Origin of the sequence: Streptomyces sp. NPDC005706, assembly GCF_040631045.1 — a bacterium.
Classification (GTDB): domain Bacteria; phylum Actinomycetota; class Actinomycetes; order Streptomycetales; family Streptomycetaceae; genus Streptomyces.
This window is the reverse complement of the sequence record NZ_JBEXYS010000006.1, coordinates 280661-307519: the sequence shown is the minus strand read 5'-3', so window position 1 is coordinate 307519 and position 26859 is coordinate 280661. Positions and strand designations below refer to the sequence as shown.

Below are 26859 nucleotides of genomic sequence, written 5' to 3'. Positions count from 1 at the left end.
CGAGGACGCAAAAGGGCCCGCCCCCGGAATCCCGGGGGCGGGCCCAGTCGCGTCCGCAGGGCTGTCCGGCCCGCTAGAGGACGGTCAGGTTCACGATCCCGAAGGCCGCCGCGGCGACCAGGGCCGCCGCCGGCATGGTGATGAACCAGCCCAGGACGATGTTCTTGGCCACGCCCCAGCGCACCGCGTTCACCCGCTTCGTCGCGCCCACGCCCATGATCGCCGAGGTGATGACATGGGTGGTGGAGATCGGCGCCTTGAAGAGGAACGCCGTGGTGAACATGATCGACGCGCCCGTCGCCTCGGCCGCGAACCCCTGCGGCGGGTCGAGCTCGATGATCTTGCGGCCGAGCGTGCGCATGATCCGCCAGCCGCCGGCGTACGTGCCCAGGGACAGCATCACGGCGCAGACGATCTTGACCCAGACCGGGATCGGGTCGCCGAAGGTCTCGTGGCCCGAGATGACCAGGGCCAGCACCACGACACCCATGGTCTTCTGGGCGTCCTGCAGACCGTGCCCGAGTGCCATCGCGGCCGCCGACACCGTCTGCGCTATACGGAAGCCCCGCTTGGCCTTGTGCGGGTTGGACCGGCGGAACAGCCACAGGATGGCCGTCATCACCAGGTAGCCGACGATCAGGCCGACGACCGGCGAGAGGAACATCGGGATGACGACCTTGTCCAGGACGCCGTTCCAGAGCACCTCGGTGCCGCCCGCGAGGGCCGCGCCCACCATGCCGCCGAAGAGGGCGTGCGAGGACGACGAGGGCAGGCCGAAGTACCAGGTCAGCAGGTTCCAGACGATGGCGCCGACCAGGGCCGCGAAGAGGATGGCCATCCCCTTGGAGCCCTGCGGTGTCTCGATCAGGCCCTCGCTGACGGTCTTGGCGACCCCGGAGCCGAGGAAGGCACCGGCGAGGTTCATCACCGCGGCCATGGCGAGCGCCGCCCGCGGGGTCAGCGCGCGCGTCGAGACCGAGGTCGCGATCGCGTTCGCGGAGTCGTGGAAGCCGTTCGTGTACGTGAAGAAGAGCGCGACCGCGACGGTCACGATCAGGGCGAAGGTGTCCATCGACGCCTCAGGACTCCTTGACGGCGATGGTCTCCACCGTGTTCGCCACGTGCTCGAACGCGTCCGCCGCCTCCTCGAGCACATCCACGATCTGCTTCAGCTTCAGCACCTCGATGGCGTCGTACTTGCCGTTGAAGAGGTGGGCCAGCAGCTTGCGGTGGATCTGGTCGGCCTGGTTCTCGAGCCGGTTGACCTCGATCCAGTACTCGGTGAGGTTGTCCATCGTGCGGAGGTTCGGCATCGCCTCCGCGGTCAGCTCGGCCGCCCTGGCCAGCACCTCGATCTGCTGCTCGACGCCCTTCGGCAGTTCCTCGACGTTGTAGAGGACGACCAGGTCGACGGCCTCCTCCATGAAGTCCATGATGTCGTCCAGGGACCCGGCGAGGGTGTAGATGTCCTCACGGTCGAAGGGCGTGATGAACGAGGAGTTCAGCTGGTGGAAGATCGCGTGCGTGGCGTCGTCACCTGCGTGTTCCGCGGCCCGCATACGCTCTGCGATCTCGGCCCGGGCGGAAGCGTCCGCCCCGAGCAGTTCCATCAGGAGCTTCGAGCCGGTGACGATGTTGTCCGCGGACGCGGCGAACATGTCGTAGAAGCTCGTCTCCCTGGGGGTCAGACGAAAGCGCACTTGGGGTCCTCTAGGTGCTTCGGTTTCGGTCAGGCTGATGCTAGGCGCAACATCCGGCCACGGCTATCGGGCCGTCTCCCAGTGTCGCCCATCGTTCGGATCGATCAGCACGGGGGCGTACCAAGGGCCCTCTACCCCGCGAAATTCGTTACCATATACCCAGTAGGGGTATGTATCCGCAGCACGTCCCGACATGGAGGCCCGTGATGACGACGACCGAGGCCGGCGCCACGCACGGCTACCACAAGCAGAAGGACGAGCACCTCAAGCGGCTGCGCCGCATCGAGGGCCAGATCCGCGGCCTGCAGCGCATGGTCGACGAGGACACGTACTGCATCGACATACTCACCCAGGTGTCCGCCTCCACCAAGGCCCTGCAGTCCTTCGCCCTGCAACTGCTGGAGGAGCACCTGCGGCACTGTGTGGCGGACGCGGCCGTCAAGGGCGGCGACGAGATCGAGGCCAAGGTGGACGAGGCGACGAAGGCGATCGGCCGGCTGCTGCGCACCTGAGCCGGGCCCGCCGCAGGTCTCAGAGCCGGTCCCGGCTCCGGTGGCGATCGGCGGGTTTCCGCTCCTCGGCCACCCGCAGCACCGCGTCGATGCTCTCCAGGCTCAGCCGGTCCTCGGCGGCCGAGGCGGCGATGATCAGCTCTCCGCACAGTTCGATCTCGTCGAGGGCCACGTGGTCCTGAACTGCCGTACCGCCGAGCGGAGCCACGTGCGTCACCTCGTCTCTGCCGTCACCGACTTCCTAGAGTAGGCAGCGCTCCACACACCGCGCATGGCACGGACGGGCTAGTTCGGCAGGTGCGTCACTGACTAGTGCCCTGACTGGATCTCGCCCCCGGCGCCCGCGCTCCCGCCGGCCCCGCTCTCGGCGATACGGCCCGCGTAGATGTCCGCCGGGCTGGGCAGCCGCACGTCGACGGGGGTGCCGAACCCGAACAGCAGCGTGGTCGAGGCGACCGCCACCGGCGTCTTCTCGAGGCCGTTGACGAAGCTGAAGCGCTGGCGCAGCTTGCGGATGCGACCCTGGTCGTCCAGGTAGACGTCGAACGGCACCTCCGCCGTGGCGAACCCCTTCGCGGCCGCGGCCAGGGACGCCCGGTTGTCCGCCGAGGCGTTCGCCGACGCGCGGGACAGGTCGGCCGTGCCCCGGTAGTGCCGCACCGGGGTCCCGTCCAGCTCGGTCTTCCCCTCGTACGTCGCCGTGCGCGTCCCGCGCAGCACCTCCGCCGCCGCGTACGGGTCGGTGGCGCCGCCGGTGACGAGGTTGCCGTCGGACAGGCCCGCGGTCTCCACCCGTACCCACTTGTCGGCGGGCACGCCCGCGCCCCGGTTCTTCATGAACAGGGCACCGGGTGCGAGGAGCTCGGTGATGGGCCGGTGCTCGGAGGTGCCCGCCGGGTCCTCCGGGAGCACCACGGTCAGCTCTCCGAGCCGGCGCCGGAAGTCGTAGCCGCCCCGGCCGCGGATGGTGACCCGGGTGCCGCCGGTCGCCATCTCCATGGACGTGGTGGCCTTGGAGCTGCCCGTGTCGCGCAGGGTGTCGGCGGCCCGCCGCAGCACGGCCACCGGGTCACCGCCGGCGCCGTGCGCACCCTCGGCGGCGGCCCGGTCACCGGTGCACCCGGTGGCGGCCGCCCCTAGTCCGAGCATGACTCCGACCGCGAGGGCGGTCCTTCCCGCTCGCCTGTACTGCCGCCGATCCATCGCGTGAAACCCCCAGCCGGTAGGTCCGTCACGGGCCCCCTGTCTTCCCGGTTAACGACCGGTAGGGAGCACCGTCACGCGCTGCCGTACCGTTGTCACCGTGGTGCAGCAGGACGGGCCGGGGCGAGCCCGGCAGGGGCAGGAACACCTCACGACGACGACCGAGCAGGGCCGCTTCTGCGTGGCCCGCTGCAGCTGCGGCTGGCGCGGCCCGGCCCGCCGGGCCCGCAGCCTCGCCAGAGCGGACGCCCAGGCACACGCGGAGGCGGAGTGAAGCGGCCGTCCCGGCGGTCCCGGCCTTCTCGGCCGTCCCCTCCCGGCCTGCCCCGTCAGCGGTGCTCGAAGCGCCGGGTGAGGGCGTCGACGAGGTCGCGGTCGCGGGGCTGGGTCAGCCGGTGGCGGGCCTGTGCGGGGGAGAGCCACAGGATCCGGTCCACCTCGTCGTTCGGCGCGAAGGCTCCCGCGGTGGCCTCGGCCGCCCAGTAACGCACTCTTTTGGGACGGCCGTTGGCCAGATAGCTCAGGGTCGGCAGCTCGGACCCGGGCTCGGCCGTGTACCCGGTCTCCTCCGCGACCTCGCGCAGGGCGCCCGTGAGCGCGTCCTCGCCCCGCTTCAGCTTGCCCTTCGGGTGGGACCAGTCGTCGTACTTGGGCCGGTGGACCAGGCAGAGTTCCAGACCGCCGGCCGCCGGCGAGCGGCGCCACAGGACGCAGCCGGCCGCCTGGACCGTGGTGTCGTTCACACCGCCTCCTCGCGGGGGTTCAGGACGCGCCGACCGGCTGCCTCTGCCAGGCCTGCTGGAAGGCGAACCTGGCCGCCTCCACCTCGTGCCGCTGGTCGGCGTGGAGCACGCCGAGGGCGTACGCCGTCGCCGGGGTGATGCGGGGGGTGCGGGCCGCCTGGGCCGCCGCGGCCGCCGCCTCCGAGGCGTCCCGGTGCCGGTTCAGCGACTGGCCGGCCGTCAGCAGCCTCGCGTCGGCGGGGGAGTTGGCGCCGTGCAGCACCTCGCGGGCGTAGCGGTGCAGGCGCAGGAGCAGGCGGACCTGGTGCCAGGGGCCGTCCTGGGGGTGCGGGGACGGGTCCGGGGACAGGCCGTGGACCAGGGCCTCCGCGTTGTAGGGGTGGCCGGCGGTGAGCAGCGGGAGCGCGGCGACGGCCTGGGTGAGGCGTTCCCCGGCCGCGGCGGCGAGGGGGTGCAGCGCGGTGCCGGGCGCGTCGGGGGTGAGCGGGACCTCGCTCGCCAGTAAGGCCACTTTGTCGGCGACCGCGTGGAAGCGGGAGGAGCCGAGGGCCTGCAGGGCCGTGGAGTGGGCCCGGGTCCGGGCGAGGGTGAGCTGGCGCTCCAGCAGGGCCCCCGCCTTGGCCGCGCCGACCGTCAGGTTGCCGCGTTCCGGGGCGGGTGCCTGCCGGGCGGGGCCGCCGGTGTGGGGCGGCGCGTTCAGCGGGACGGGTGCCGTCCCGGCGCCGCGACCGCCCGCGGCCGCGCCGGCCCCGTCGGGCAGGGCGCCGGCGGCCACCGCGGCCACGGGCTGGGCCGGCAGCGCCGCGGTGCCCGAGAGCCGGTTCAGGGCCTGCAGCAGCCGTTCCAGCCGGGCCTCGTAGGCGTGCTCCAGTTTCAGGGTGCCCGACAGCCAGGCCAGTTCCGGGCGCAGCTCCTCGGACCAGTCCGGGTCGAGCAGCGGGCGGAAGGTGTGCAGGCTGGCGCTGATGCGGCGGGCCGAGCGGCGCAGCAGCAGCGCCGCGTCGACGGACTCCTCCGCGCCGCCCGCGGTGACACCGCCGGTCTCCCGGTGCGTGCGCAGCGCGCGGAGGAACTCCGTGGCCCGGGCGCGGAGGTAGCCCGCGAGGGCCTCCCCGGTCACCGCCTGGGCCGTGGGGTCCGTCGGGTCAAGGTGTCGCTGTGCCACGCCGGCGCCTCCGGGCGTCTATGAGCATCTCCTGGACGTTGCGCAGTGGCTGTCCGTCCGCGTCGGTCGCGTGCCGGGTCCACTCGCCGTCGGGGCCGAGGTGCCAGGAGGCGGTGGTGTCGGACATGCCGGTGTCGAGCAGCCTGTTCAGGGCCGCCCGGTGGCCGGGGTCGGTGACCCGGACCAGGGCCTCGATCCGGCGGTCGAGGTTGCGGTGCATCATGTCGGCGCTGCCGATCCACACCTCGGGTTCGCCGCCGTTGCCGAAGGCGAACACCCGGGAGTGCTCGAGGAAGCGGCCGAGGATGGAGCGGACCCGGATGTTCTCCGACAGGCCCGCGACGCCGGGGCGGACGGCGCAGATGCCGCGGACCCACACGTCCACCGGCACGCCGGCCTGGGAGGCGCGGTAGAGCGCGTCGACGACCGCCTCGTCGACCATCGAGTTGACCTTGATGCGTACGAAGGCGGGGCGGCCGGCCCGGTGGTGCTGGACCTCCTTGTCGATGCGCGCTATCAAACCGTCGCGCAGCGACTTGGGGGCGACGAGGAGGCGGCGGTAGGTCTCCCGGCGGGAGTAGCCGGACAGCCGGTTGAAGAGGTCGGAGAGGTCCGCGCCGACCTGCGGGTCGGCGGTGAGCAGGCCGAGGTCCTCGTACAGCCGGGCCGTCTTCGGGTGGTAGTTGCCGGTGCCGACGTGGCTGTAGCGGCGGAGGGTGTCGCCCTCCTGACGGACCACCAGGGACAGCTTGCAGTGCGTCTTCAGGCCGACCAGGCCGTACACCACGTGGCAGCCGGCCTCCTCCAGCTTGCGTGCCCACTTGATGTTGGCGTGCTCGTCGAAGCGGGCCTTGATCTCGACCAGCACGAGGACCTGCTTGCCGGACTCGGCGGCGTCGATGAGCGCGTCGACTATCGGGGAGTCGCCGGAGGTGCGGTACAGGGTCTGCTTGATCGCCAGCACGTCCGGGTCGCCGGCCGCCTGCTCCAGGAAGGCCTGCACGGAGGTGGAGAAGGAGTCGTACGGGTGGTGCAGCAGCACGTCACGGGTGCGCAGGGCGGCGAAGATGTCCGGCGCTGACGCCGACTCCACCTCGGCGAGGTCACGGTTGGTGCCGGCCACGAACTTCGGGTACTTGAGTTCGAGCCGGTCCAGGGAGGCGATGCGGAAGAGACCGGTGAGGTCCAGCGGGCCGGGCAGCGGGTACACCTCGGCCTCGGAGATCTTCAGCTCGCGGACCAGCAGGTCCAGCACCTCGCGGTCGATGGACTCCTCGACCTCGAGGCGCACCGGCGGTCCGAAGCGGCGCCGCATGAGCTCCTTCTCCAGCGCCTGGAGCAGGTTCTCGGCGTCGTCCTCCTCGACCTCGAGGTCCTCGTTGCGGGTGAGCCGGAAGGCGTGGTGCTCCAGCACCTCCATGCCCGGGAACAGCTCCTCCAGGTGCGCGGCGATGACGTCCTCGAGCGGGACGTAGCGGCCCGGCGCGGCCTCCAGGAAGCGGGACAGCAGCGGCGGCACCTTCACGCGCGCGAAGTGCTTGTGGCCGCTGACCGGGTTGCGCACGACGACGGCCAGGTTCAGGGACAGGCCGGAGATGTACGGGAACGGGTGCGCCGGGTCGACGGCCAGCGGGGTCAGCACGGGGAAGATCTGGTGCCGGAAGAGCGTGAAGAGGCGTGCCTGCTCCTTCTCGGCCAGTTCGTTCCAGCGGACCAGGTGGATGCCCTCGTCGGCGAGCGCGGGGGCCACGTCCTCGTGGTAGCAGGCGGCGTGCCGGGCCATCAGCTCGCGCGAGCGGGCCCAGATCATCTCCAGCACCTCGCGCGGCTGGAGGCCGGACGCGGAGCGGGTGGCGACGCCGGTGGCGATGCGGCGCTTCAGGCCGGCCACCCGGACCATGAAGAACTCGTCCAGGTTGCTGGCGAAGATCGCCAGGAAGTTGGCGCGCTCCAGCAGGGGCGTGTCCGGGTCCTCGGCCAGTTCCAGGACGCGCTCGTTGAAGGCGAGCCAGCTGCGCTCCCGGTCGAGGAAACGACCCTGGGGCAGCGGAGCCCCGTCGCCCTGCGCCTCTTCGTAGGCGTCGAGGTCGGCGTCGAGGTCGGGTTCCAGGTCGGAAACGGTCGCGGCGACGGTATGGGGCCGGTGCGCGGCGATGGAGCCCACGGAGGGCTGCGTGTGCTGGGCCTCTGCCTGGGTGTCTTGCTGACTCATGACACCATTCTTCCGCGCCACGCGCGAGACAGGCGCGTCGGAACGTGCGGGCGGGAGCGTCACGGCCCCGTTCCCCGCGGGGCCCTCGGGGGGCGGCGAAGGCTCTGGCACGGCGGGCTTCATTGGCCGAGCGTCGCAAGCCAGTCTGAATCGATGGTTACGGAGACATGACGTCCCGGATATCGAGGGGCGGCCCCCGGGTGTGCGTCCCTCCCCCCGTGGAAGGGACGCACACCCGGGTGTCGGCTCAGGCGGCCCGGCGGCGCAGCACCAGGAAGGCGGCCGTCGTCACCAGCATGGTCAGGGCCAGCACGACGCCCGTCTCCACCAGGTGCAGGGGCCAGAAGTGGGACGCGGGGTGGTAGACGGCGAAATCGCCGCCGGCGTTCCGTCCCCGGGTCACCTGCCAGGCGCCGGCCGGCAGCGTGACCGGTTTCGGGGAGGTGCGGGTGAGCGCCGGCCACAGGTCCGCGCGGCACTGGGTGAGCAGCAGGTTGACCAGCCACATCGTGCCGACGGCGGCGCCCAGCGCGGCCAGGGCCCGGCGCAGCAGCAGCGCCGCGAGGGTGCCGACGGCCAGTGCGCACAGGCCGTACGCGACGGTGAGCGGGCCGCGGGCGACGAAGACGTCGCCGGTGGACCAGTGGTCGTCCATGAGCGGGCGGTGGGCGCCCCAGCCCCAGCGGTACATCAGCGTCAGGACGGTGCCGCCGGCCGTGACGGCCAGGGCCGGCAGGGCGAGCTTGGCGGTCAGCCAGCGGGTGGGCGTGACGCCCTGGGTCCAGGCGAGGCGGGCGGTGCCGGACTCCAGTTCCCGGCCGATCAGGGCGCCGCCCGCGAACGCGGCCACGGCGAGGAAGCTGTGGCAGACGAGGGTGCCGATCCAGCCGGTCGGTTCGCTGTAGCCGAAGCCGGCGAAGACGTCACGGCACAGATCGGTGCCGCGGCACCGGGCCAGGGAGTCCATGACGGAGCGGGCGGTGACCTCGTTCAGCCACACCAGCCAGCCGGTCAGGGCGGTGACGGTGGCGGTCCACACGAGCAGGGCGGTGCGGTGCAGCCGCAGCACGGTGCGGGGCAGGCCCTGGAGGGCGGCGCTCACGCGGCGGCCCCCCGTCCGGCCCCCGGCGACCCGGACAGGCGCCTGAGCACGCCGAACGCGGCCAGGGTGGCCAGGGCGGCCAGGGCCAGCACGAAGGCGCCGGTGGTGAGCTGGAGCGGCCAGTAGTGGGAGGCGGGGTGGTAGGTGTGGAACCAGCCGACGGCGCCGTGCTCACGGAACTCCCGCGCGCATCCTTCCGTGGTGGCCGCGTAGCACTCGGGTTCGGGGATGTGCCCGCCGCCGCGGGTGACCAGGCCCTTGGCGACCTCCACGCCGGAGTAGGGGGCGGCGTAGCCGTCTTCGAGGCCGGTCACGCGGGTGACGGCCGGCCACAGGCGTGGCATGAGCCACTGCGCCAGACCCCAGACTCCGGCGGTGAGGACGACGGAGACGGCGAGCGCGGGCAGGGCACGGCCCAGGGCCAGGCCGGTGAGGGCGCCGGTGGCGAGGGCGGCCAGGGCGAGGGCGACGGTGGTGGGGCCGTTGGTGTGGAAGGTCCAGAAGTCGTACCAGCTCTTGGCGGTGTCGACGCGGCCGTCGGCGGCCGACCAGGCCCGGTGGTGCAGGAACACCAGCAGGCTCGTGCCCACGGTGACCGCGGCGGCGGGCAGGGCCAGCCTGGTCACCAGCCAGCGGACGGGGGTGATGCCCTGGGTCCAGGCGAGGCGGGCGGTGCCGGACTCCAGTTCGCGGCCGGTGAGGGCGGCGCCGGCCCAGGCGGCCACGAGGAACGGCAGCGTGGCGAGGGACAGCGTGAGGTAGTTGTAGACGTCCTTGTAGCGCAGGATCGCGTCCTGGCCGTAGGGGCACTTCTCGGACCACTTGCAGGCGTTGTACTGCCGCCAGCCCTCCGCGGCCGCGTCGGTGAGCGGTCCGGCGAGCCACAGCAGCAGGGCGGCGCCGAGGACCACCAGAGCGGTCCAGACGACGAGCGCGGGGCGGTGCAGGCGCAGCAGCCAGCGGGCCGTCCGGGGCCGCGCCGCGGGGGCCCGGACGGTGGCCGGGGCGATCGCGGCGGTCATGCGGCACTCTCCTCGGTCGCGGCCGGTGCGGTGGTCAGGGCGGGGGCCTGCGGGTTGCGCAGGTGGGCGAGGACCAGTTCCTCCAGGGTGGGCGCCGAGGCGTGCCAGTCGCCGCCGAGCGGGCCGGCCGGGCGGATCAGCGCGGTCCGCTGGCGGCCGGTGACCCGGTCCTCGACCACGGTGTGCGTGTCCAGGCCCGCCTTCCCGGCGGGCCCGCTGACCCGCAGGTGGGCGGCGAGCAGGTCGTCGATCTCGCCGGCCAGCCGGACCCGGCCGTCGCCGACCAGCAGCAGGTGGTCGCAGGAGTCCTCCAGCTCGGCCACCACGTGTGAGGACATCACGATCGTGGTGCCGTGCTGGGCGGCCTCGGCCATCAGGGTGCCCATCAGCTCGTGCCGGGCGAGCGGGTCGAGGTCGGCCATCGGCTCGTCCAGGAGCAGCAGTTCGGGGCGCTTGCCGAGGGCCAGGGCGAGCGCGACCCGGGTGCGCTGGCCGCCGGACAGCGACCGTATGCGGGCCTTGGGGTCGAGCGGGCCGGCGGCCACGATCCGGCCGGCGGTCTCCGCGTCCCAGTGCTCGGGGTTGAGGTCGGCGCCCATGCGCAGCGTCTCGGCGACCGTGAGCTGCGGGTACAGCGGCTTGTCCTGGGCGACGTAGCCCACCCGGGCGCGGGCGGCGGCGGGCGTGGTGCCGAGCACCGTCAGCCGGCCCTCGGTGGGAGGGAGCAGTCCCGCGGCGAGGGCGAGCAGCGTCGACTTGCCGGCGCCGTTGGGCCCGACGACGGCGCACACCCGCCCGGTGGGCAGCCGGAAGCCGCAGTCGCGCAGGGCCCAGCCTCCCCTGCGCCCGAAGCGCTTGCCGAGGCCGGTGGCCTCCAGAGCCGTGTCGCTCATGAACGTTCTCCCTGGAAGTGCTTGTCGAGTACGGCGGTGAAGAGGGCCGCCACGTCGTCCCGGTCCAGGCCCGCCTCGGCGGCCCTCGCCGTCCACTGCTCCAGCTCCGCCCGCAGGGGGGAGTCGGCCGGGGCGGCGCCCAGTGAGCGCCGTACGAAGGTGCCGAGTCCGCGCCGCGCCTCGACCAGGCCCTCCCGCTCCAGCTCGCGGTAGGCCTTGAGGACGGTGTTGGGGTTGATGGCGGTGGCCTCGACGACCTCGCGGGCCGTCGGCAGCCGGTCCCCCGGGCGCAGCAGGCCCAGCCGGAGGGCCTGTTTGGTCTGCTGGACGATCTGGACGTAGGTGGCGACCCCGCTGTGCCGGTCGATGCGGTATTCGACCACGCGTTGAACCACCCTTTCACTAATTGAGTAGTGAAAGGGTGGTGTAAGAGAGGGGTGGCCGTCAAGCCGGCCACCCCCGGGGTCCGCGCGGGCGTCTTCGTGCGCCCCGGTATGTCAGGTTTCCGTGCGGTACATCAGGTCGGTCTCGTACGTCGTGAAGCCCAGCCGCTCGTACACCGCGACCGCCGCCTTGTTGTCGGCGTCGACGTACAGCATGGCCGTCGGCAGCCCCTGCGCCGCCAGGTGCCGCAGGCCGGTCAGGGTCAGGGCCTTGCCGAGCCCGCCGCCCTGCTCGCCCGGCCGAACCCCCAGCACGTACACCTCGCCGAGCCCCTCCTCGGCGTGCACCTTGGTCCAGTGGAAGCCCACCAGCTCCCCGCGCCGCTCGGCCAGGAAGAACCCGGCCGGGTCGAACCACGGCAGGGCCTTGCGGTCATCCAGGTCGCGCTGGGTCAGCGAGCCCTGCTCGGGGTGGTGCGCGAAGGCGGCCGCGTTGACCGCGAGCCAGGCCGCGTCGTCCTTGCCGGGCACGAAGGCCCGCACGCTCACGCCCTCCGGCAGCACCGGCTCGGACAGCTCCGGGTCGGTCAACGGCCGCCGCATCTGGCGCAGTTCGCGGAACAGGGTCAGGCCGAGCACCTGGGCGAGATGACGGGCGGCGGAGTGGCCGCCGTGCGCCCACACCCGCAGCCGCTTGCCCGAGGCGGCGAGCGTCGCCGAGCCCAGCGCCCGGCCGTGCCCGTGCCCGCGGTGCGCCGGGTGCACGACCAGTTCGGCGGCCGGCGCCTCCACCGGGTCGGTGTCCTCCAGCTGGCCGTACCCGACCAGTTCGCCCCCGGCGGTCAGCAGCAGGTGCGAGACGCCCTCGCGCGGGCCCCCGCTGAGCTGCAGCCGGCCCTGCTCGGACACCGGCTGCTGCCCGTCGACGCGGGCGGCCTCGGCGAGCAGTCCGAGCACGGCCTCGGCCTGGTCCGGGTCGAGCGCGGAGCGGGTCTCGAGGGAACGGGAGGGGACCGGCCGTACGGAGTCGTCGCTGCTCATGCGTACGAGGGTACGGGGCCGCCGGAGCGAAGTCCCGGCACCGCGGAGGGGAGAAGTCCCGGCACCGCGGAGGGGAGAAGTCCCGGTACCGCGGAGGGGCGAGGTCCCGCTGCCGCGGAGAACCGAAGTCCCGGTGGAGCGAGGGGAGAAGGACGGCAAAGGGAAACCAGGACGTAACCACGAACCCCCTGTCGCGCTACGCGCGTTGACCTTAGGCTGCGCGGCGAACGGGGGCCACGCGCCCCAGCCGACCCACAGGGGGGTTTCATGTCAGCCGCACCCCGGCGCACCAGACGCAGGACCTACGGCCTCCTCGCCACCACCGCCGCGCTCGCCACGGCCGCCGGCCTGGCCGCGGCCCTGCCCGCGCAGGCGCACACCGGCAAGGACGGCCACGAGCACGGCCGTTCCAGCCGCTACCAGGATGTCCAGCTCCTGTCCTTCAACGACCTGCACGGCAACCTGGAGCCCCCGTCCGGCTCCTCCGGCCGGGTCACCGAACTCCAGCCGGACGGCACGACGAAGACGATCGACGCGGGCGGCGCCGAGTACCTCGCCACCCATCTGCGCCAGGCCCGTCAGGGCCACCCGTACTCCATCACCGCGGCCGGCGGCGACATGGTCGGCGCCTCCCCGCTGCTGTCCGGGCTCTTCCACGACGAGCCGACCATCGAGGCGCTCAACAAGCTCGAGCTGGACGTCACCTCGGTCGGCAACCACGAGTTCGACGAGGGCGCGAGGGAACTGGCCCGCCTGCAGAACGGCGGCTGCCACCCCACGGACGGCTGCTACGGCGGCGAGAAGTTCGAGGGCGCCGACTTCCCGTACCTCACCGCCAACGTCCTGGACGACCGGACGGACCGTCCGCTCCTCAAGCCCTACTGGGTCTGGAAGAAGAAGGACGTCAAGATCGGCTTCATCGGCGTCACGCTGGAGGGGACCCCGGACATCGTCTCCGCCGACGGCGTCAAGGGCCTGAAGTTCAAGGACGAGACCGAGACGATCAACAAGTACGCCAAGGTGCTCCAGCGCCAGGGTGTCCAGTCGATCGTGGCCCTGATCCACGAGGGCGGCTTCCCGGCCTCCGGCTCCTACAACTACGACTGCGACTCCGCGGGCGCGGGCTCGGGCATCTCCGGCCCGATCGTGGACATCGCCAAGAACGTCACGCCGGCCGTCGACGCGCTCGTCACCGGCCACACCCACAACGCCTACGTCTGCACGATCCCCGACCCGTCGGGCCGGCCCCGCATGGTCACCTCGGCGTCCTCCTTCGGCCGTCTGTACACGGACACCACGCTCACCTACGACCACCGCACCGGCGACATCGTGCGCACGGCCGTGAAGTCCGCGAACCACGTGGTCTCCCGGGACGTCCCCAAGGCGGCGGACATGACCGGTCTGATCTCGAAGTGGAACACCCTGGCCGCCCCGATCGGCAACCGGCCCATCGGCTACATCTCCGGTGACATCAACAACACCGGCACCGAGTCCCCCATGGGCGACCTCATCGCCGACGCGCAACTCGCCCACGGCAAGCAGCTGGACCCGAAGACCAGCCTCGCCCTGATGAACCCGGGCGGCGTGCGAGCGGGCCTGACCTACGCGGCCAAGGGCGCCGAGGGCGACGGGGTCGTCACCTACGCCGAGGGCTTCACCGTCCAGCCCTTCGCCAACACCGTGAACCTCCAGGACTTCACCGGCGCCCAGCTGATCCAGGTGCTGAAGGAGCAGGTGAGCGGCCCCAACGCGGCGGCCCCGAAGATCCTCCAGCCGTCGGCCGGACTCACCTACACGCTCGACATGACCAAGTCCGGGGCGGACCGCGTGGTCACCGACTCCATCCGGCTGAACGGCGCCGCCATCGACCCGGCGGCCACCTACCGCGTCGCCACCAACAGCTTCCTGGCGGGCGGCGGCGACGGCTTCCCCACCCTCGGGCAGGGCACGAACGACCTGGTCGGCAGCGACGACCTGGCCGCGCTGGCGCAGTACCTGACGGCCAACTCCTCGGCCACGGGCCCGATCGCGCCGCCGAAGGCGGACCGCGTCACGATCACGCAGTAGCCGCCGTGCGCCGGGACGCCTGTCGTCCCGTAATTTCTGTGTGAATGCTGCATCGGTTCCGGAATGACCCTGAGAATTTATCTCAGGGTCATTTCATTGAGGTCTCAGCGAATTTGGTATTTCCGCGCTTTCGGCTGCCGTAATGTTTTCCATGTCGAAAGCGAACGGCGCTCGAGACACCGAACCGACAGGAAAGGTGAAGCACATGAGCTTCCACAAGATCGCCCCGGTGAAGAAGACCCGCAAGCCCGCCCCGCAGTCGGTGCACCAGAAGAAGGGCCCGAAGAAGCCCGCTTTGAAGCGCCCGGTCGGCCACAAGTAAGGGCCTTGTGAATGCCGGTGTGATCCGGCGGTAAAAGCAAGCTGAGTCCAGCCGGTGAAAAAGCTGGGTTCAGTACACAGGAACCCGTTGAGGCGGGGCCACCGAAAACCGCGTGGTCGGACGGTGGCCCCGCCTCGGCCGTGCCCGGACGCGGTTCTGGAAGAGGGAGTCGACGATGTCGAGGGAAGCCCGCGAGGCCTTCCACCGGTTCTGGCCGCTGACCCGCGGCGACCGCGGGTGGCTGGCGCTGATCGTGGTCTGCGTGGTCGTCGCCGCGCTCGCCGAGACAGCCGCGATCCTGCTGTTCGCCCGGCTGACGGACCACGCCCTGAAGGCCGGCTCGCTCGCCGCCTTCTGGGGGCCGGCCGGCGCCTGGCTGGGCGTGGCCGTGCTCGCCGCGCTCGCCGGTTACCTCGGCAACTCGCTGGCCACCTGGACCGCCGAGAGATTCGTACTGCGGCTGCGCGCGGCCGTCTTCCGGCACGTGCAGGACCTGCCCCCGCACTTCTTCCAGCGGCACCGGCAGGGCGACCTCGTCGAACGGCTCACCGGAGACGTCGAGTCCATCGAGCAGCTCGTGGTCTCCGGGATCGTGGGCGCCGTCTCGGCCGGTTTCTCCGCCGTCTTCTACGCCTGTGCCGCCCTGTGGCTGCGCTGGGACCTGGCGCTGGCCACCTTCGTCCTCGCGCCCCTGTTCCTGCTCGCCGCCCGCCGCTTCTCCGGCCGGATCCAGCAGGCGTCCCGGGACGAGCGGACCGCCGACGGCGCCATCACCGCCGTGGTGGCGGAGTCACTGGGCAACATCGTGCTCACCCAGGCCTACAACCGGCAGCGGGACGAGGCACGGCGGCTCGACCACGAGGCCCGCGCCTGGCTGCGGGCCAGTGTGCGCGGGGCCCGGCTGAGCGAGCTGTACGAGCAGTTCGTGGAGGTCGTCGAGACGCTGTGCGTGCTGGCGGTGATCGGGCTCGGGGCGTGGGAGATCTCGGCGGGCCGGATGAGCCTCGGTCAGCTCCTGGCCTTCGCCGCCTTCCTCGGCTATCTGTATCCGCCGGTCCGCAGTCTGGGCGGGCTCGGTCTGACGGTGACCGCGGCCACCGCGGGCGCGCGGCGCATCGGGGAGATCCTGGACGCCGAGCCGGCCGTCACCGACCCCGACCGCCCGGTGGCCGCCTGGCCGGTGCGCGGCCGGATCGGCTTCGACGGCGTCTCCTTCCGCCACCCGGACGCCTCCCGCCCCGCCCTGCGGGACATCAGCTGCACCGCCGGACCGGGCGAACTGGTCCTCGTCACCGGCCCGAGCGGCGCCGGGAAGTCCACCCTCGCGGGGCTGCTCACCCGCTTCCACGACCCCTCGGCCGGTGTCGTCCGGCTGGACGGCGTCCCGCTCACCGACGTGCCCCTGAACTTCCTGCGCGAGCAGATCGCCCTGCTGCCGCAGCAGACGCTGATCCTCAGCGGCACCGTCCGCGAGAACATCGGCTGCGGCCGGCCCGGCGCGAGTGACACCGAGATCGAGCGGGCGGCCCGGGACGCGGCGGCGCACGACTTCATCACCGCGCTGCCCGACGGCTACGACACCCGCCTCGCCCCCGCCACCTCCGCCCTGTCCGGCGGCCAGCTCCAGCGCATCGCCATCGCCCGCGCGATGCTCCGTGCCGCCCCGGTGCTCGTCCTGGACGAGCCCACGGCGGGCCTGGACGCGGTGGCCGCCCGCCAGGTGGTGCGTCCGCTGCGCCGGCTGATGGCGGGGCGCACCACCATCATGATCACCCACGACCTGAGCCTCGCCCCCGACGCGGACCGCGTCCTGGTCCTCGACCACGGCCGCCTGGTCGAGGTGGGGACGCACACGGAACTGCTGGCGTACGGCGGCGTCTACGCCCGGCTCGCCGGCCCCCTGCCCGAAACCGCGGCCGGACCGGACACGCCGGCGGGCACGGCCGACGACACACTGATCCTCAGGCGGTAGCGGGCCCCCGCCGTCAGGAAGAGGCGGGCGTCCAGCCGCCCAGCCAGTCGGCGATCTCCTGGCCGGCGGCCTGGGCGTCGCCGCTCATGTCCGTCCAGGGCGCGGACTTCACGGCGGCGCTCAGCGTGCTGTCGCGGACGGTGGTCTGCGGGTCGAGGGTGGCGTCGCCGCCGGCGTGCCAGGGCCGCCCGAGGTAGAAGCTGCGGTCGGAGACGTCGCCGCTCACCGTGGAGTTCGCGATCAGGATGCCCTTGCGGCCCGCGGCGGTGCTGGGCGCGGTGACGTACCCGGCGGAGGTCCCGTTGCAGCGCTTCTTCAGCGTGATCACGGACTTGTGGAGCACGGCGGTGGCCCGCCCGAAGATGAAGTCGACGTTGCCGACGACGTAGGAGTCGGTCATGTAGACCCGGCCCGGCTTGTCCTTCGCGGCGGTGTCGAGCAGCAGCGTGTCCTGGTCGCCGCTGACGATGACCCCGTCCAGGACGGCCTTGTCGGCGGCGGTGCGCAGGGCGACGGCCTGCTGGGCGATGTCCTGGTGGGCGCCCTCCAGCGGCAGTCCGGCGGCTACGGCCCTGCGGCGCCGGCGGTGACGGGGAGTGTGGGGGCTCATGGACGACTCCGGTCCCGTAGGAGGTGTGAGTGTCCTCAAGTCGCCGCCCGACCGGGAAAGGTTGCCCCCTCGCCCGGCATGCCCGGGTACCGAAGGCCTACACCGTCTCCGGGGGAGCCGTGGCCGCGCCCGGCAGGCGGATCGTGGCGGTCGTGCCGCCGCCCTCCGCCCGGGTCAGGGAGACCTCGCCGCCCGCCTGCCGGACCGTGCGGGCCACGATGGACAGGCCGAGGCCGGAGCCCGGCAGGGCACGGGCGCTGGGCGAGCGCCAGAAGCGGTCGAAGACGTGCGGGAGTTCGTCGGCGGGGATGCCGGGGCCGTGGTCACGGACCGTCAGGACGCCCTCGGTCAGCCGCACCTCGACGGTGCCGCCCTCCGGGCTGAACTTCACCGCGTTGTCGAGGACGTTGACCACCGCACGCTCCAGCGCCGAGGGCTCCACGCGGACCCACCAGGGCTCCAGGTCCGCCGTGATGGTCAGTTCGGGGCCGCGCAGGCGGGCCCGGCGCAGCGCCGCCTCGACCGTGTCCTGGAAGGACACCACCTGGACGCGCTCACCCCGCTGGCCCTCCGAACGGGACAGCTCCTGCAGGTCGCCGATCAGCGCGGCCAGTTCCGTCATCTGCGCCTTCACGGAGGCGAGCAGCGCCTTGCGGTCCTCCGGGGGCAGCGGGCGGCCCGTCTCCTCGCTGCGGGTGAGCAGCTCGATGTTCGTGCGCAGCGAGGTGAGCGGGGTGCGCAGCTCGTGGCCGGCGTCCGCGATGAGCTGCTGCTGGAGGTCGCGGGAGCCGGCCAGCGCGGTGGTCATCGAGTTGAAGGAGCGCGACAGCCGCGCCACCTCGTCGTCGCTGTCGTCGTCGACGGGGATGCGGATGCCCAGGTCCTCGGTCCGGGCCACGTGCTCGACGGCCTCCGTGAGCTTGTCGACCGGGCGCAGCCCCGCCCGGGCCACCGCGAGTCCCGCGGCGCCGGCCCCGATGACCCCGATGCCGGAGACGAGGAGCAGGATCAGGGCGAGGTCCTTCAGCGTGTCCTGGGTGTTCTTCAGCGGTATGGCGACCATCAGGGCCGTGTTGGGGTACATCTGGGGCTGTGTCCCGGGGCCCGGGCTGAACGTGAGCGGCTGGGTCAGCACCCGCACCGCGTTGCCCTCGGAGTCGGTGCCGTCGCGCAGGATGCCGTCGTGCAGCAGCCCGTCGTGGTTGTCCGCCTTGGCGATGACGTCGGTGTCGGCGGAGGTGGTCTTCACCCGGCCCGCGGAGTTGGAGGACACACAGGCGGTGCCGTTCTGCTTCACGAGCTGGATGTAGTAGTAGTTGCCGTGGGCGTGGAAGTCGCCGAGTCCGGCGTCGACGGGCGTCTGCGGGCACGACTCCAGCGTGGAGACGACGTTCACCAGCCGCTGCGGCTCCGCGACCTTCTGCAGATCGGCGTCGACCTGGTCGTACAGCTTGCGTTCCACGATGAACCAGCAGGTCACCGAGACCGCCGCCACCGCGAACGCCACCGCCGCCGCGACCAGCATCGCCAGCCGGGCCCGGATCGGCAGCGCCCGGTAGCGGCGCGCCAGCCGGCTCACTCCGCGCCGCCCTGCCGCAGTACGTACCCCACGCCCCGGACGGTGTGCACCAGCCGCGGCTCGCCGCCCGCCTCGGTCTTGCGGCGCAGGTACATGACGTAGACGTCCAGCGAGTTGGAGGAGGGCTCGAAGTCGAAGCCCCAGACGGCCTTCAGGATCTGCTCGCGGGTGAGGACCTGGCGCGGATGGGCCATGAACATCTCCAGGAGCGTGAACTCCGTGCGGGTCAGTTCCACCTGCCGGCCGCCCCGGGTGACCTCCCGGGTGGCGAGGTCCATGCGCAGGTCGCCGAAGGTCAGCGCCTCGTCCGCCTGGGCCTCGGCAGACACGTCGGCCGCGTACGAGCTGCGCCGCAGCAGCGCGCGGATACGGGCGAACAGCTCGTCCAGCTCGAAAGGCTTGACCAGGTAGTCGTCGGCCCCGGCGTCCAGCCCCGTCACCCGGTCGCCCACCGTGTCGCGGGCCGTGAGCATGAGGATCGGGGTGGTGTCCCCGGCACCGCGGATCCGGCGGGCCGCGGTCAGGCCGTCCATGCGGGGCATCTGGATGTCCAGCACCACCAGGTCCGGCCGGTACGCGGCGGCCTTCTCCAGGGCGTCCGCGCCGTCGACCGCGACCTCGGTGCCGTAGCCCTCGAAGGCGAGGCTGCGCTGCAGTGCCTCGCGCACGGCGGGCTCGTCGTCGACGATCAGGATGCGCTGGGGGTCACGGTCGCCTTCGGCGGGGCTCATCGCTCGCGGTTCCTCAGGGTGCGGTGGGTCGGGTGGACGGGGTGCCTCTCAGCGTCGCACGCCCGGGGGCCGTGGGGCACGCACGCCGGGCTCAGGAGCCCAGCACGCTCAGGCCGCGTGCCGCGCTCAGCTGGTGCACCGCGTTCAGCCGGCGCAGCGGCACCTTGCGGCGGTGCGGACGGGCGGCGGAGGTGTGCAGGCCCATCAGCTCCGGGGCCGGCACGGCGACCTCCGGGACGCGGTGGCGGGCGGCGGACGCGTGCAGCTTGTGCGCCACCGCCAGGGGGAGGGTGAGGGCGGCCGGGCCGGTGGCGGTGACGTCACTGTGCGAGACCTGAGTGATCATGACGTGCTCCCTACTGTGCCGGGTGGGTCGTTCAGCTGGTCGAGCCGGCCCGCAGCTTGGCGAGGTCGGACTTGACGGTGTTGACGGGGATCGCGAAGCCGAGCCCGACGCTGCCCGCGTCCGAGGACGAGGAGGCCTGCGAACTCGACGAGTACATCGCGGAGTTGATGCCGATGACATGGCCGCTCGCGTCGATCAGCGCGCCGCCGGAGTTGCCGGGGTTCAGCGAGGCGTCGGTCTGGAGCGCCTTGTAGGTCGTCGTGGACGAGCCGGTGTCGCCGTTGAACTGGCGGCCGCCGAACTGGAACGGCCACTGGCCGTCGTCACCCTGGCCCTGGTTCTGGCCCTGGCTCTCGTCGGTGGAGACGGTCACGTCCCGGTCGAGCGCGGAGACGATGCCGCTGGTGACGGTGCCGGTCAGGCCCTCGGGGGAGCCGATCGCGACGACCGAGTCGCCGACCTGGACGTCGGAGGAGTCGCCCAGCGCGGCGGCCGTCAGCCCGGAGCCCCCCCGCAGCTTGATCAGCGCGAGGTCCTTGGAGCTGTCGGTGCCGACGACGTCGGCGGTGTGGCTCTTGCCGTCGCTGGTGCGCACCTTGATCGAGGAGGCGCCGGAGACGACGTGGTTGTTGGTGACGATCTCGCCGCCGGACGTGATGATCACACCGGAGCCGGTGGACGAGCCGCTGCTGAGGGTCGCCTGGATCTCGACGACGCTCGGGCTCACGGCCGAGGCGATCGCGGCGACGTCGCCCTTCTTGCTCGAGGGGACCACGGTGGTCGTGGTGCCGGCCGAGGCGACCGTGTCCTTGCCGGTCAGTTCCTGGAAGGCGTAGGCGGTGCCGCCGCCGACCGCGGCCGCGACGATGGCCACGGCGGCGAGCAGCGCTATCGGTCCCCGGGTGCGCCGCTCGGCCGGACCGGCGGCCGGCCCGGTGCCCGGCGCCGTGACCGTGGCCGCCGCGGGCTCGTACGGCGGCGGGGGAGGCCACTCGGGGTTCACGGGAGCGGAGTGGACGTGCTGCTGGGCGTATGCGCCCTCGTGTCCCTGGTACTCGTACTCGCCGCTGCGGCGGATGCTCTCGGTCATGACAATGAGCATGTCCCGCGACCATGAGAGCCGCCTGAGTGCTCCCTGAGAAGCCCGGCAGAACCTCGTTCGCCCGATATGAAGACGCTTCTCGTCGCCTGGAGCGGGCTCTCACCCGCCTCTCGGAGACCGCGCCGGAGCCCTCAGTGCGAGCAGCCGCAGGACGTGCGCACCACCAGTCGCGACGGGAACGTCTTCAGCCGCTCGCGCCGGGACCCGGCCACCCGCAGTCCGTCGTCCAGGACCAGGTCCACCGCCGACCGGGCCATCGCCGAGCGGTCCGAGGCGACCGTGGTCAGCGGCGGGTCGGCGAGCGCCGCCTCCTTGATGTCGTCGAACCCGGCCACCGCCAGCTCGCCCGGCACGTCGATGCGCAGCTCGCGCGCGGCCCGCAGCAGGCCGATCGCCTGGTCGTCGGTGGAGCAGAAGAAGGCGGGCGGACGGTCCGGGCGGGAGAGCACGTCGAGGGCCACCCGGTAGGCGTCGTAGCGGTTGTACGGAGCCTCGTAGAGACGGCCCTCTGTGGGGATGCCCGCCTCGGCCATCGCCCGCTTCCAGCCCTCGACGTGGTCCGAGACCGGGTCGCCGACGGCCGGCGTCTGTGCCGTACCGCCCATACAGGCCACGTACTCGTAGCCGTGTTCCAGCAGGTGGCGCACGGCGAGCTGGGCGCCGCCCAGGTCGTCGGTGACGACGGCGACGTCGTCGATCGCCTCCGGGCGCTCGTGCAGCAGCACCACCCGGGCGTCCCAGGCGTCGATCTCGGCGGCGGCCAGGTCGTTCAGGGCGTGCGAGACCAGGATGAGGCCGGAGACCCGCATGCCGAGGAACGCCCGCAGATAGTGGACCTCGCGCTCGGCGATGTAGTCGGTGTTGCCGACGAGGACCATCTTCCCGCGCTCGGAGGCGGCCTGTTCGACCGCGTGCGCCATCTCCCCGAAGAAGGGCTGGCGGGCGTCCGGGATGATCAGGCCTATCAGGTCCGTCCGGCGCGAGGCCATCGCCTGGGCGACCCGGTCGGGCCGGTACCCCAGTTCCTTGATCGCCGCGAGGACACGCTCGCGCGTGGCCGGGGCGACCGGCCGGGGTCCGTTGTTGATGACGTAACTGACGACGGCGGTGGAGGTCCCAGCCAGCCGTGCCACATCATCGCGAGTCACCTTCGCCACGCGCGGAGTCTACGCGGATTGACCCGCTCTGGGCAGGGCGTATCACATCCCGGCCGCGGGCCGGTCGCGCGCCGCCCGGACCCGGCCGCGCCCGCGCTACGCGTCCGCGTGGATCTCGGCGGCGTCGAGCGCGGCCGAGGTGTCCGCATCGTCCGCTTTCGCCCGGCCGGTCTTGGCCTTGTTGTCGTCGGCCGAGCGGTCGCCCTTCTCGGGGGTGACGAAGCGGTAGCCGACGTTGCGGACGGTTCCGATCAGCGACTCGTGCTCCGGGCCGAGCTTGGCGCGCAGCCGCCGTACGTGCACGTCGACCGTGCGGGTGCCGCCGAAGTAGTCGTAGCCCCACACCTCCTGCAGCAGCTGGGCGCGGGTGAAGACCCGGCCGGGGTGCTGCGCGAGGTACTTGAGCAGCTCGAACTCCTTGAAGGTCAGGTCCAGGACCCGGCCCTTGAGCTTGGCGGAGTAGGTCGCCTCGTCCACGGAGAGGTCGCCGTTGCGGATCTCCATGGGGGAGTCGTCGTTGACGATCTGCTGCCGGCCCATGGCGAGCCGGAGACGGGCCTCGACCTCGGCCGGGCCTGCGGTGTCGAGCAGTACGTCGTCGACGCCCCAGTCGGCGGTGACGGCCGCGAGGCCGCCCTCGGTGACGACGAGGAGCAGGGGACAGCCGGGACCGGTGGAGCGCAGGAGCTGGCACAGGCTGCGCACCTGCGGCAGGTCGCGGCGCCCGTCGATGAGGATGACGTCGGCGCCCGGGGTGTCGACGAGGGCGGGGCCCTCGGCGGGGGCCACCCGCACGTTGTGCAGCAGCAGGCCCAGCGCGGGGAGCACCTCCGTCGACGGCTGGAGGGCGTTGGTCAGGAGCAGCAGAGAACTCATACGTCGGTTCCTCCTCGGTCCCTGCGAGGACATGTGCGGTACGGAACTGCTCTGCGATCCCGAAAGGCCCCGTACACCCGCGGTCTCCCGCTTCGTATACAACGCTTCCGAAAGCACAAAAGGACCCGGGGGCTGCGCTGCCCGAGTCCTCTGCCAAGCAGAATAGCCCACATGAGCAACCGTCCGTCAGGTCATGTGGCGCGTTCCACCGTTCGTCCGTATCACGAGACGGCCACAAGGGGCCCTATCCGGACGTTCCTGCGCACATCCGACGGAATTGCGGTCGATTCCGTATACGATCCGGGCCCGGTCGTATACGAAGCGTCCCCGTACACCGCCACGTCGCCCTCCGGCGGCCCGGTGTTCGTGATCGCCCACGGTTTCACCGGGGACGTGGACCGCCCGCACGTGCGCAGGGCGGCGGGTGTGCTCGCCCGGTACGGCGCGGTCGTCACCTTCTCCTTCCGCGGCCACGGCGCCTCGGGCGGCCGGTCCACGGTCGGCGACAAGGAGGTGCTGGACCTCGCCGCGGCGGTGGAGTGGGCGCGTGGCTTCGGGCACACGCGCGTGGTGACCGTCGGCTTCTCCATGGGCGGCTCGGTGGTCCTGCGGCACGCGGCCCTGCGGCCCGGCACGGTCGACGCGGTGGTCGCGGTCAGCGCGCCCGCCCGCTGGTACTACCGGGGCACGGCCCCCATGCGCCGCCTGCACTGGCTGGTCACCCGCCCCGCGGGCCGCCTGGTCGGCCGCTACGGCCTGCGCACCCGCATCCACCACCGGCAGTGGGACCCGGTGCCGCTCTCCCCGGTGCAGGCGGTGCCCCGGATCGCGCCGACCCCGCTGCTGATCGTGCACGGCGACCGCGACGGCTACTTCCCGCTCGACCATCCCCGGATGCTGGCCGAGGCGGCCGGTGAGCACGGCGAGCTCTGGGTGGAGCGGGGCATGGGCCACGCCGAGAACGCGGCCGGTGACGCCCTGCTGGGCCGGATCGGCGAATGGGCCCTCGGCCGGGCGGGCTAGCCTGACACCAGACTTCCCTGTTTTCCGCCGTCGATAGAGGAACCAGATGCCCAAGGTCACGGTCCGCTACTGGGCCGCCGCCAAGGCCGCGGCCGGGGTCGGCGAGGAGCCGTACGACGCGGCCACACTCGCCGAGGCGCTCGCCACCGTGCGTGAGCGACACCCCGGTGAACTCACGCGCGTCCTGCTGCGTTGCTCCTTCCTCGTCGACGGTGACCCCGTCGGGACCCGTGCGCATGAGACGGTACGGCTGGCCGAGGGCGGCACGGTCGAGGTGCTCCCGCCGTTCGCAGGAGGATGAGGCGATGAGCGACCAGCCGTACCAGGGCGGGCCGTACGAGGGGTACGACCCGTACCGGCAGCAGCCGTACCAGCAGCAACAGAACGAGCACCAGCCGCAGGAGCACCAGCAGGCCCATCAGGGGCAGCAGTCGTGGTCCGGCTACGACGAGTACGCACAGCCCGGCCACGACCCCCAGCTCACGCAGCAGTGGCAGGGGCAGACGTGGGAGACGCAGACCCACGCACCGGTCCAGCCGGCCGAGGCCGCCCACCCGCTGCCGCCGGAGCAGCAGGCGTACCAGCAGCCGCGGCACGCGGCCCAGCACCACCCGCGGGCCGCCGAACCGTACGCGCCGCTGGTTCAGCCGCAGCATCAGGCACCGCAGCCGCAGCCGCAGCCGCAGCCGGAGACGCACACGCAGCCGCACGCGCCGGCACCGGTTGCGGGGGACGCCACCGGTGCCGGAACGGACCCCGGATACGGCCCCGCCACGCTCGCCGGCAACAGCCGCGTCACCGACGCCCAGCGGGCCCGCCTCGAGGGCCGCTCCCCGATCATCGAGCCCGGCATGCAGCCGGCCCTGCTCACCGCCCTGCTGGGCCTGCTGCTGGCGGTGACGGCGCCCGTCGCCTCGTACGCCCTCGTCGTACCGCTGGTGCTGCTCCAGGCCGTGACGGCCGCGGGCTGGTTCCGGCTGAACGGCATGTGGCCCGCCCGGCAGGGCATCGCGCTGGCCTTCGCGGGAGCGCTCGCCGCGGACGTCGCGGTACTGGTCACGGGCCGCGACCACGCGCCCGCCGCGATCCTCGGCCCGCTCGGCGTCTGGGTCCTGCTGTCCCTCGTCCTCCAGCTCCGCTCGCACGCCTCGCCCGACGAGCGGATGTACGGCCTGATGGCGACGGTGGCCTCGACGGCCCTGTCGGTCCTGGCCACCGGCTACCTGGGCGCCGACCCGCACGCGGTGTCGGTGGGCGCGGCGGCGGTCGCGGTGGCCGTCGTGGCCCGCGCCCTGCCGCTGCCGACCCCGGCCTCGGTGGTGGTCGCCGTGCTGGCGGCGGCCGGCGTGGGCATCGCGGTGGGCGGCATGACCGGCTTCGGTGCGAAGGGCGCCGCGCTGGGCGCGGCGGCCGGTGTCTGCGCGCTGATCGGGCACCGGGTCGCCGCTTACGACTACCCGTCCCGCTTCGTGCACTTCACGGCCGGGGTGGCGCTGCCCCTGTCGGCGGCGGCGCCGGTGGTGTGGGTGCTGGGACGGGCGCTCGGCTAGCCGGCCGCTCCCTCCCGCGCCCCTCGTTCGGGGCACGCGGACATGCCGAAGGGCCGCATCCCCCTGGCGTCCAACCCAGGGATGCGGCCCTTCGCCGTCACCGAGCCCGTCCGGCCCGCTCAGCCCGCTCAGACCGCGATGGCGACCTCGGCCAGCCCGCCCTGCTGGGCGACGACCGTGCGGTCCGCCGTGCCACCGGGCACCAGCGCGCGGAGGGTCCAGGTGCCCTCCGCCGCGTAGAAGCGGAACTGGCCCGTGGCGGAGGTGGGCACCTCCGCGGTGAACTCGCCGGTCGAGTCCAGCAGCCGGACGTAACCCGTCACCGGCTCGCCGTCGCGGGTCACCTGACCCTGGATCGTGGTCTCACCGGGCTTGATCGTCGAGGCGTCCGGGCCACCGGCCTTCGCTCCACACATGTGTCTCTCCGTAAGGGGTCTGACCGGAAGGTCGGTCGGGAAGGGTTGGTTGGGTGGGTGGGTTACTTGCCGGAGCCGAGCTCGATCGGCACGCCGACCAGGGAGCCGTACTCGGTCCAGGAGCCGTCGTAGTTCTTGACGTTCTGCACACCGAGCAGCTCGTGCAGCACGAACCAGGTCAGGGCCGAGCGCTCACCGATGCGGCAGTAGGCGATGGTGTCCCTGGCGAGGTCCACGTCCTCCTGGGCGTAGAGCTCGCGCAGCTCGTCGTCCGACTTGAAGGTGCCGTCGTCGTTGGCGTTCTTCGACCACGGGATGTTCGCGGCGGTCGGGACGTGGCCCGGGCGCTGGGACTGCTCCTGCGGCAGGTGGGCCGGGGCGAGCAGCTTGCCGGAGAACTCGTCGGGGGAGCGGACGTCGACCAGGTTCTGCGCGCCGATCGCGGCCACGACGTCGTCGCGGAAGGCGCGGATCGAGGCGTCCTGCGGCTTGGCCTTGTACTCGGTGGCGGCGCGCTCGGGCACGTCGTCGCCGGCCACCAGCTCGCGGGCGTCCAGCTCCCACTTCTTGCGGCCGCCGTCGAGGAGCTTGACGTTCTCGTGGCCGTACAGCTTGAAGTACCAGTAGGCGTAGGACGCGAACCAGTTGTTGTTGCCGCCGTAGAGGATCACCAGCGTGTCGTTGGCGATGCCCTTCTTCGACAGGAGCTTCTCGAAGCCCTCCTGGTCGACGAAGTCACGACGGACCGGGTCCTGCAGGTCCTTGGTCCAGTCGATGCGGATCGCGTTCTTGATGTGGTTCTTCTCGTAGGCGGACGTGTCCTCGTCCACCTCGACGACGGCGACGTTCGGGTCGTCCAGGTGCTCCTGGACCCAGTCCGCGTCTACGAGGACGTCGCTGCGGCTCATGCTCTTTCTCCTCCGGGGCAGTTACGGCGGGGCGTACGAGTGCGTGGGTGCGGGCGCTCGGCTGCGAGCGGCGCACGGGTGCCCTTCGAAACAGGGCGCTGGGGAACGCGGAGGGCCGGGGGCGGCCGCTACCGCTTCAGAAAGGGCGACAGAGCATGGCGGCAACGCGGCACAGGTCCACTGCCCGCCGCTTCGTGAGATCCGCCTGTCGCCTCATGGGTTCG

The 26859-nt window shown here is 72.4% G+C and carries 28 protein-coding genes and 1 pseudogene; 7 read left to right on the top strand and 22 right to left on the bottom strand.

Annotated elements, in window-relative coordinates:
- Positions 1 to 73: 73 nt before the first annotated feature.
- Positions 74 to 1072 (bottom strand): inorganic phosphate transporter, encoded by a 999-nt coding sequence (locus ABZ478_RS14785; protein ID WP_358937177.1) that lies wholly within the window; start codon positions 1070 to 1072, stop codon positions 74 to 76.
- Positions 1073 to 1079: 7 nt separating this feature from the next.
- Entirely contained in the window at positions 1080 to 1700 is a 621-nt protein-coding gene (locus tag ABZ478_RS14780) for a DUF47 family protein (RefSeq protein WP_351666163.1), read from the bottom strand.
- 206 nt (positions 1701 to 1906) lie between these two features.
- Between ABZ478_RS14780 and ABZ478_RS14775 the strand changes: the two genes are divergently transcribed.
- Positions 1907 to 2212 carry a metal-sensitive transcriptional regulator gene (locus ABZ478_RS14775; RefSeq protein ID WP_358937174.1) on the top strand — a complete coding sequence of 102 codons (306 nt, stop codon included), beginning with the start codon at positions 1907 to 1909 and terminating at the stop codon, positions 2210 to 2212.
- A 19-nt stretch (positions 2213 to 2231) separates the two neighbouring features.
- Here ABZ478_RS14775 and ABZ478_RS14770 read toward each other — a convergent pair whose 3' ends face one another.
- A complete protein-coding gene (locus ABZ478_RS14770; protein ID WP_359548914.1) occupies positions 2232 to 2429 on the bottom strand; it encodes a hypothetical protein in 198 nt (65 codons plus the stop codon).
- A 92-nt stretch (positions 2430 to 2521) separates the two neighbouring features.
- Positions 2522 to 3415 (bottom strand): hypothetical protein, encoded by an 894-nt coding sequence (locus tag ABZ478_RS14765; RefSeq protein WP_359548912.1) that lies wholly within the window; start codon positions 3413 to 3415, stop codon positions 2522 to 2524.
- A gap of 100 nt (positions 3416 to 3515) precedes the next feature.
- On the opposite strand from ABZ478_RS14765, the gene ABZ478_RS14760 reads away from it, so the two are divergent.
- Positions 3516 to 3689 carry a hypothetical protein gene (locus ABZ478_RS14760; protein ID WP_359548911.1) on the top strand — a complete coding sequence of 58 codons (174 nt, stop codon included), beginning with the start codon at positions 3516 to 3518 and terminating at the stop codon, positions 3687 to 3689.
- Positions 3690 to 3744: 55 nt separating this feature from the next.
- Here the strand turns inward: ABZ478_RS14760 and ABZ478_RS14755 are convergent, their stop codons facing one another.
- From ABZ478_RS14755 to mshD, 8 genes are all read right to left on the bottom strand, one after another.
- Positions 3745 to 4158: an NUDIX hydrolase gene (locus ABZ478_RS14755; protein ID WP_359548909.1), complete on the bottom strand. Its 414-nt coding sequence runs from the start codon at positions 4156 to 4158 to the stop codon at positions 3745 to 3747.
- Positions 4159 to 4177: 19 nt separating this feature from the next.
- Entirely contained in the window at positions 4178 to 5323 is a 1146-nt protein-coding gene (locus ABZ478_RS14750) for a CHAD domain-containing protein (protein ID WP_359548907.1), read from the bottom strand.
- Positions 5304 to 7535, bottom strand: a complete 2232-nt coding sequence (locus ABZ478_RS14745) for an RNA degradosome polyphosphate kinase (protein ID WP_359548904.1) — start codon at positions 7533 to 7535, stop codon at positions 5304 to 5306. The genes ABZ478_RS14750 and ABZ478_RS14745 overlap by 20 nt, the downstream gene beginning before the upstream one ends.
- Before the next feature lie 247 nt (positions 7536 to 7782).
- Positions 7783 to 8637: a hypothetical protein gene (locus ABZ478_RS14740; protein ID WP_359548902.1), complete on the bottom strand. Its 855-nt coding sequence runs from the start codon at positions 8635 to 8637 to the stop codon at positions 7783 to 7785.
- On the bottom strand, positions 8634 to 9659 hold the full coding sequence (locus ABZ478_RS14735; protein WP_359548900.1) for an ABC transporter permease: 1026 nt from the start codon (positions 9657 to 9659) through the stop codon (positions 8634 to 8636). Before ABZ478_RS14735 ends, ABZ478_RS14740 begins: the two co-directional genes overlap by 4 nt.
- Positions 9656 to 10552, bottom strand: a complete 897-nt coding sequence (locus tag ABZ478_RS14730; RefSeq protein ID WP_359548899.1) for an ABC transporter ATP-binding protein — start codon at positions 10550 to 10552, stop codon at positions 9656 to 9658. Before ABZ478_RS14730 ends, ABZ478_RS14735 begins: the two co-directional genes overlap by 4 nt.
- Positions 10549 to 10935, bottom strand: a complete 387-nt coding sequence (locus ABZ478_RS14725; protein ID WP_351666146.1) for a GntR family transcriptional regulator — start codon at positions 10933 to 10935, stop codon at positions 10549 to 10551. The genes ABZ478_RS14730 and ABZ478_RS14725 overlap by 4 nt, the downstream gene beginning before the upstream one ends.
- Before the next feature lie 114 nt (positions 10936 to 11049).
- The gene (gene mshD, locus ABZ478_RS14720; protein WP_359548897.1) at positions 11050 to 11976 is read right to left on the bottom strand and encodes a mycothiol synthase; all 927 of its coding nucleotides are present in this window, start codon (positions 11974 to 11976) and stop codon (positions 11050 to 11052) included.
- Between the two features lie 267 nt (positions 11977 to 12243).
- On the opposite strand from mshD, the gene ABZ478_RS14715 reads away from it, so the two are divergent.
- Positions 12244 to 14043, top strand: coding sequence for a bifunctional metallophosphatase/5'-nucleotidase (locus tag ABZ478_RS14715; RefSeq protein WP_359548894.1), 1800 nt, complete (start codon positions 12244 to 12246; stop codon positions 14041 to 14043).
- A 497-nt stretch (positions 14044 to 14540) separates the two neighbouring features.
- Entirely contained in the window at positions 14541 to 16337 is a 1797-nt protein-coding gene (locus ABZ478_RS14710; protein WP_359548893.1) for an ABC transporter ATP-binding protein, read from the top strand.
- Between the two features lie 13 nt (positions 16338 to 16350).
- Here ABZ478_RS14710 and ABZ478_RS14705 read toward each other — a convergent pair.
- The 7 genes and pseudogenes from ABZ478_RS14705 to ABZ478_RS14675 form a co-directional block, all read right to left on the bottom strand.
- Positions 16351 to 16878 (bottom strand): annotated as a pseudogene (locus ABZ478_RS14705) (pectinesterase family protein); the annotation flags it as partial.
- A 166-nt stretch (positions 16879 to 17044) separates the two neighbouring features.
- Complete coding sequence (locus ABZ478_RS14700; protein ID WP_359548889.1) at positions 17045 to 18526, bottom strand: HAMP domain-containing sensor histidine kinase; 1482 nt, start codon at positions 18524 to 18526, stop codon at positions 17045 to 17047.
- Positions 18523 to 19257: a response regulator transcription factor gene (locus ABZ478_RS14695; RefSeq protein ID WP_358937143.1), complete on the bottom strand. Its 735-nt coding sequence runs from the start codon at positions 19255 to 19257 to the stop codon at positions 18523 to 18525. The genes ABZ478_RS14700 and ABZ478_RS14695 overlap by 4 nt, the downstream gene beginning before the upstream one ends.
- Positions 19258 to 19348: 91 nt before the next feature.
- A complete protein-coding gene (locus ABZ478_RS14690; protein ID WP_359548887.1) occupies positions 19349 to 19603 on the bottom strand; it encodes a hypothetical protein in 255 nt (84 codons plus the stop codon).
- 31 nt (positions 19604 to 19634) lie between these two features.
- Positions 19635 to 20693, bottom strand: coding sequence for a trypsin-like peptidase domain-containing protein (locus tag ABZ478_RS14685; protein ID WP_359548885.1), 1059 nt, complete (start codon positions 20691 to 20693; stop codon positions 19635 to 19637).
- 143 nt (positions 20694 to 20836) lie between these two features.
- Entirely contained in the window at positions 20837 to 21862 is a 1026-nt protein-coding gene (locus ABZ478_RS14680; RefSeq protein ID WP_359548883.1) for a LacI family DNA-binding transcriptional regulator, read from the bottom strand.
- 96 nt (positions 21863 to 21958) lie between these two features.
- The gene (locus tag ABZ478_RS14675) at positions 21959 to 22738 is read right to left on the bottom strand and encodes a response regulator transcription factor (protein ID WP_359548880.1); all 780 of its coding nucleotides are present in this window, start codon (positions 22736 to 22738) and stop codon (positions 21959 to 21961) included.
- Between the two features lie 171 nt (positions 22739 to 22909).
- On the opposite strand from ABZ478_RS14675, the gene ABZ478_RS14670 reads away from it, so the two are divergent.
- Genes ABZ478_RS14670 through ABZ478_RS14660 form a run of 3 tightly spaced genes read left to right on the top strand, consistent with a single transcriptional unit; the run spans position 22910 to position 25311 of the window.
- Positions 22910 to 23761, top strand: a complete 852-nt coding sequence (locus ABZ478_RS14670; RefSeq protein ID WP_359548878.1) for an alpha/beta fold hydrolase — start codon at positions 22910 to 22912, stop codon at positions 23759 to 23761.
- Positions 23762 to 23807: 46 nt separating this feature from the next.
- The gene (locus ABZ478_RS14665; RefSeq protein ID WP_359548876.1) at positions 23808 to 24062 is read left to right on the top strand and encodes a MoaD/ThiS family protein; all 255 of its coding nucleotides are present in this window, start codon (positions 23808 to 23810) and stop codon (positions 24060 to 24062) included.
- A gap of 4 nt (positions 24063 to 24066) precedes the next feature.
- Positions 24067 to 25311 (top strand): hypothetical protein, encoded by a 1245-nt coding sequence (locus tag ABZ478_RS14660; protein ID WP_359548874.1) that lies wholly within the window; start codon positions 24067 to 24069, stop codon positions 25309 to 25311.
- A 128-nt stretch (positions 25312 to 25439) separates the two neighbouring features.
- Here the strand turns inward: ABZ478_RS14660 and ABZ478_RS14655 are convergent, their stop codons facing one another.
- The 3 genes from ABZ478_RS14655 to ABZ478_RS14645 all read right to left on the bottom strand — a co-directional run bounded on the left by ABZ478_RS14655 (position 25440) and on the right by ABZ478_RS14645 (position 26852).
- The gene (locus ABZ478_RS14655; protein ID WP_006348354.1) at positions 25440 to 25727 is read right to left on the bottom strand and encodes a DUF1416 domain-containing protein; all 288 of its coding nucleotides are present in this window, start codon (positions 25725 to 25727) and stop codon (positions 25440 to 25442) included.
- A 62-nt stretch (positions 25728 to 25789) separates the two neighbouring features.
- The gene (locus ABZ478_RS14650; RefSeq protein ID WP_359548871.1) at positions 25790 to 26635 is read right to left on the bottom strand and encodes a sulfurtransferase; all 846 of its coding nucleotides are present in this window, start codon (positions 26633 to 26635) and stop codon (positions 25790 to 25792) included.
- 136 nt (positions 26636 to 26771) lie between these two features.
- Complete coding sequence (locus tag ABZ478_RS14645) at positions 26772 to 26852, bottom strand: Ms5788A family Cys-rich leader peptide (protein ID WP_351055874.1); 81 nt, start codon at positions 26850 to 26852, stop codon at positions 26772 to 26774.
- Between the last annotated feature and the right edge of the window lie 7 nt (positions 26853 to 26859).

What these genes read in the sequence shown, in the direction of transcription:
- ABZ478_RS14675 (WP_359548880.1), bottom strand. Translation starts at nt 22,738, where the DNA reads ATGAGTTCTCTGCTGCTCCTGACCAACGCCCTCCAGCCGTCGACGGAG.
- ABZ478_RS14650 (WP_359548871.1), bottom strand. Translation starts at nt 26,635, where the DNA reads ATGAGCCGCAGCGACGTCCTCGTAGACGCGGACTGGGTCCAGGAGCAC.
- ABZ478_RS14715 (WP_359548894.1), top strand. Translation starts at nt 12,244, where the DNA reads ATGTCAGCCGCACCCCGGCGCACCAGACGCAGGACCTACGGCCTCCTC.
- ABZ478_RS14665 (WP_359548876.1), top strand. Translation starts at nt 23,808, where the DNA reads ATGCCCAAGGTCACGGTCCGCTACTGGGCCGCCGCCAAGGCCGCGGCC.
- ABZ478_RS14645 (WP_351055874.1), bottom strand. Translation starts at nt 26,852, where the DNA reads ATGAGGCGACAGGCGGATCTCACGAAGCGGCGGGCAGTGGACCTGTGC.
- ABZ478_RS14695 (WP_358937143.1), bottom strand. Translation starts at nt 19,257, where the DNA reads ATGAGCCCCGCCGAAGGCGACCGTGACCCCCAGCGCATCCTGATCGTC.
- ABZ478_RS14745 (WP_359548904.1), bottom strand. Translation starts at nt 7,535, where the DNA reads ATGAGTCAGCAAGACACCCAGGCAGAGGCCCAGCACACGCAGCCCTCC.
- ABZ478_RS14690 (WP_359548887.1), bottom strand. Translation starts at nt 19,603, where the DNA reads ATGATCACTCAGGTCTCGCACAGTGACGTCACCGCCACCGGCCCGGCC.
- ABZ478_RS14655 (WP_006348354.1), bottom strand. Translation starts at nt 25,727, where the DNA reads ATGTGTGGAGCGAAGGCCGGTGGCCCGGACGCCTCGACGATCAAGCCC.
- ABZ478_RS14765 (WP_359548912.1), bottom strand. Translation starts at nt 3,415, where the DNA reads ATGGATCGGCGGCAGTACAGGCGAGCGGGAAGGACCGCCCTCGCGGTC.
- ABZ478_RS14660 (WP_359548874.1), top strand. Translation starts at nt 24,067, where the DNA reads ATGAGCGACCAGCCGTACCAGGGCGGGCCGTACGAGGGGTACGACCCG.
- ABZ478_RS14685 (WP_359548885.1), bottom strand. Translation starts at nt 20,693, where the DNA reads ATGACCGAGAGCATCCGCCGCAGCGGCGAGTACGAGTACCAGGGACAC.
- ABZ478_RS14670 (WP_359548878.1), top strand. Translation starts at nt 22,910, where the DNA reads ATGAGCAACCGTCCGTCAGGTCATGTGGCGCGTTCCACCGTTCGTCCG.
- ABZ478_RS14785 (WP_358937177.1), bottom strand. Translation starts at nt 1,072, where the DNA reads ATGGACACCTTCGCCCTGATCGTGACCGTCGCGGTCGCGCTCTTCTTC.
- mshD (WP_359548897.1), bottom strand. Translation starts at nt 11,976, where the DNA reads ATGAGCAGCGACGACTCCGTACGGCCGGTCCCCTCCCGTTCCCTCGAG.
- ABZ478_RS14735 (WP_359548900.1), bottom strand. Translation starts at nt 9,659, where the DNA reads ATGACCGCCGCGATCGCCCCGGCCACCGTCCGGGCCCCCGCGGCGCGG.
- ABZ478_RS14710 (WP_359548893.1), top strand. Translation starts at nt 14,541, where the DNA reads ATGTCGAGGGAAGCCCGCGAGGCCTTCCACCGGTTCTGGCCGCTGACC.
- ABZ478_RS14730 (WP_359548899.1), bottom strand. Translation starts at nt 10,552, where the DNA reads ATGAGCGACACGGCTCTGGAGGCCACCGGCCTCGGCAAGCGCTTCGGG.
- ABZ478_RS14775 (WP_358937174.1), top strand. Translation starts at nt 1,907, where the DNA reads ATGACGACGACCGAGGCCGGCGCCACGCACGGCTACCACAAGCAGAAG.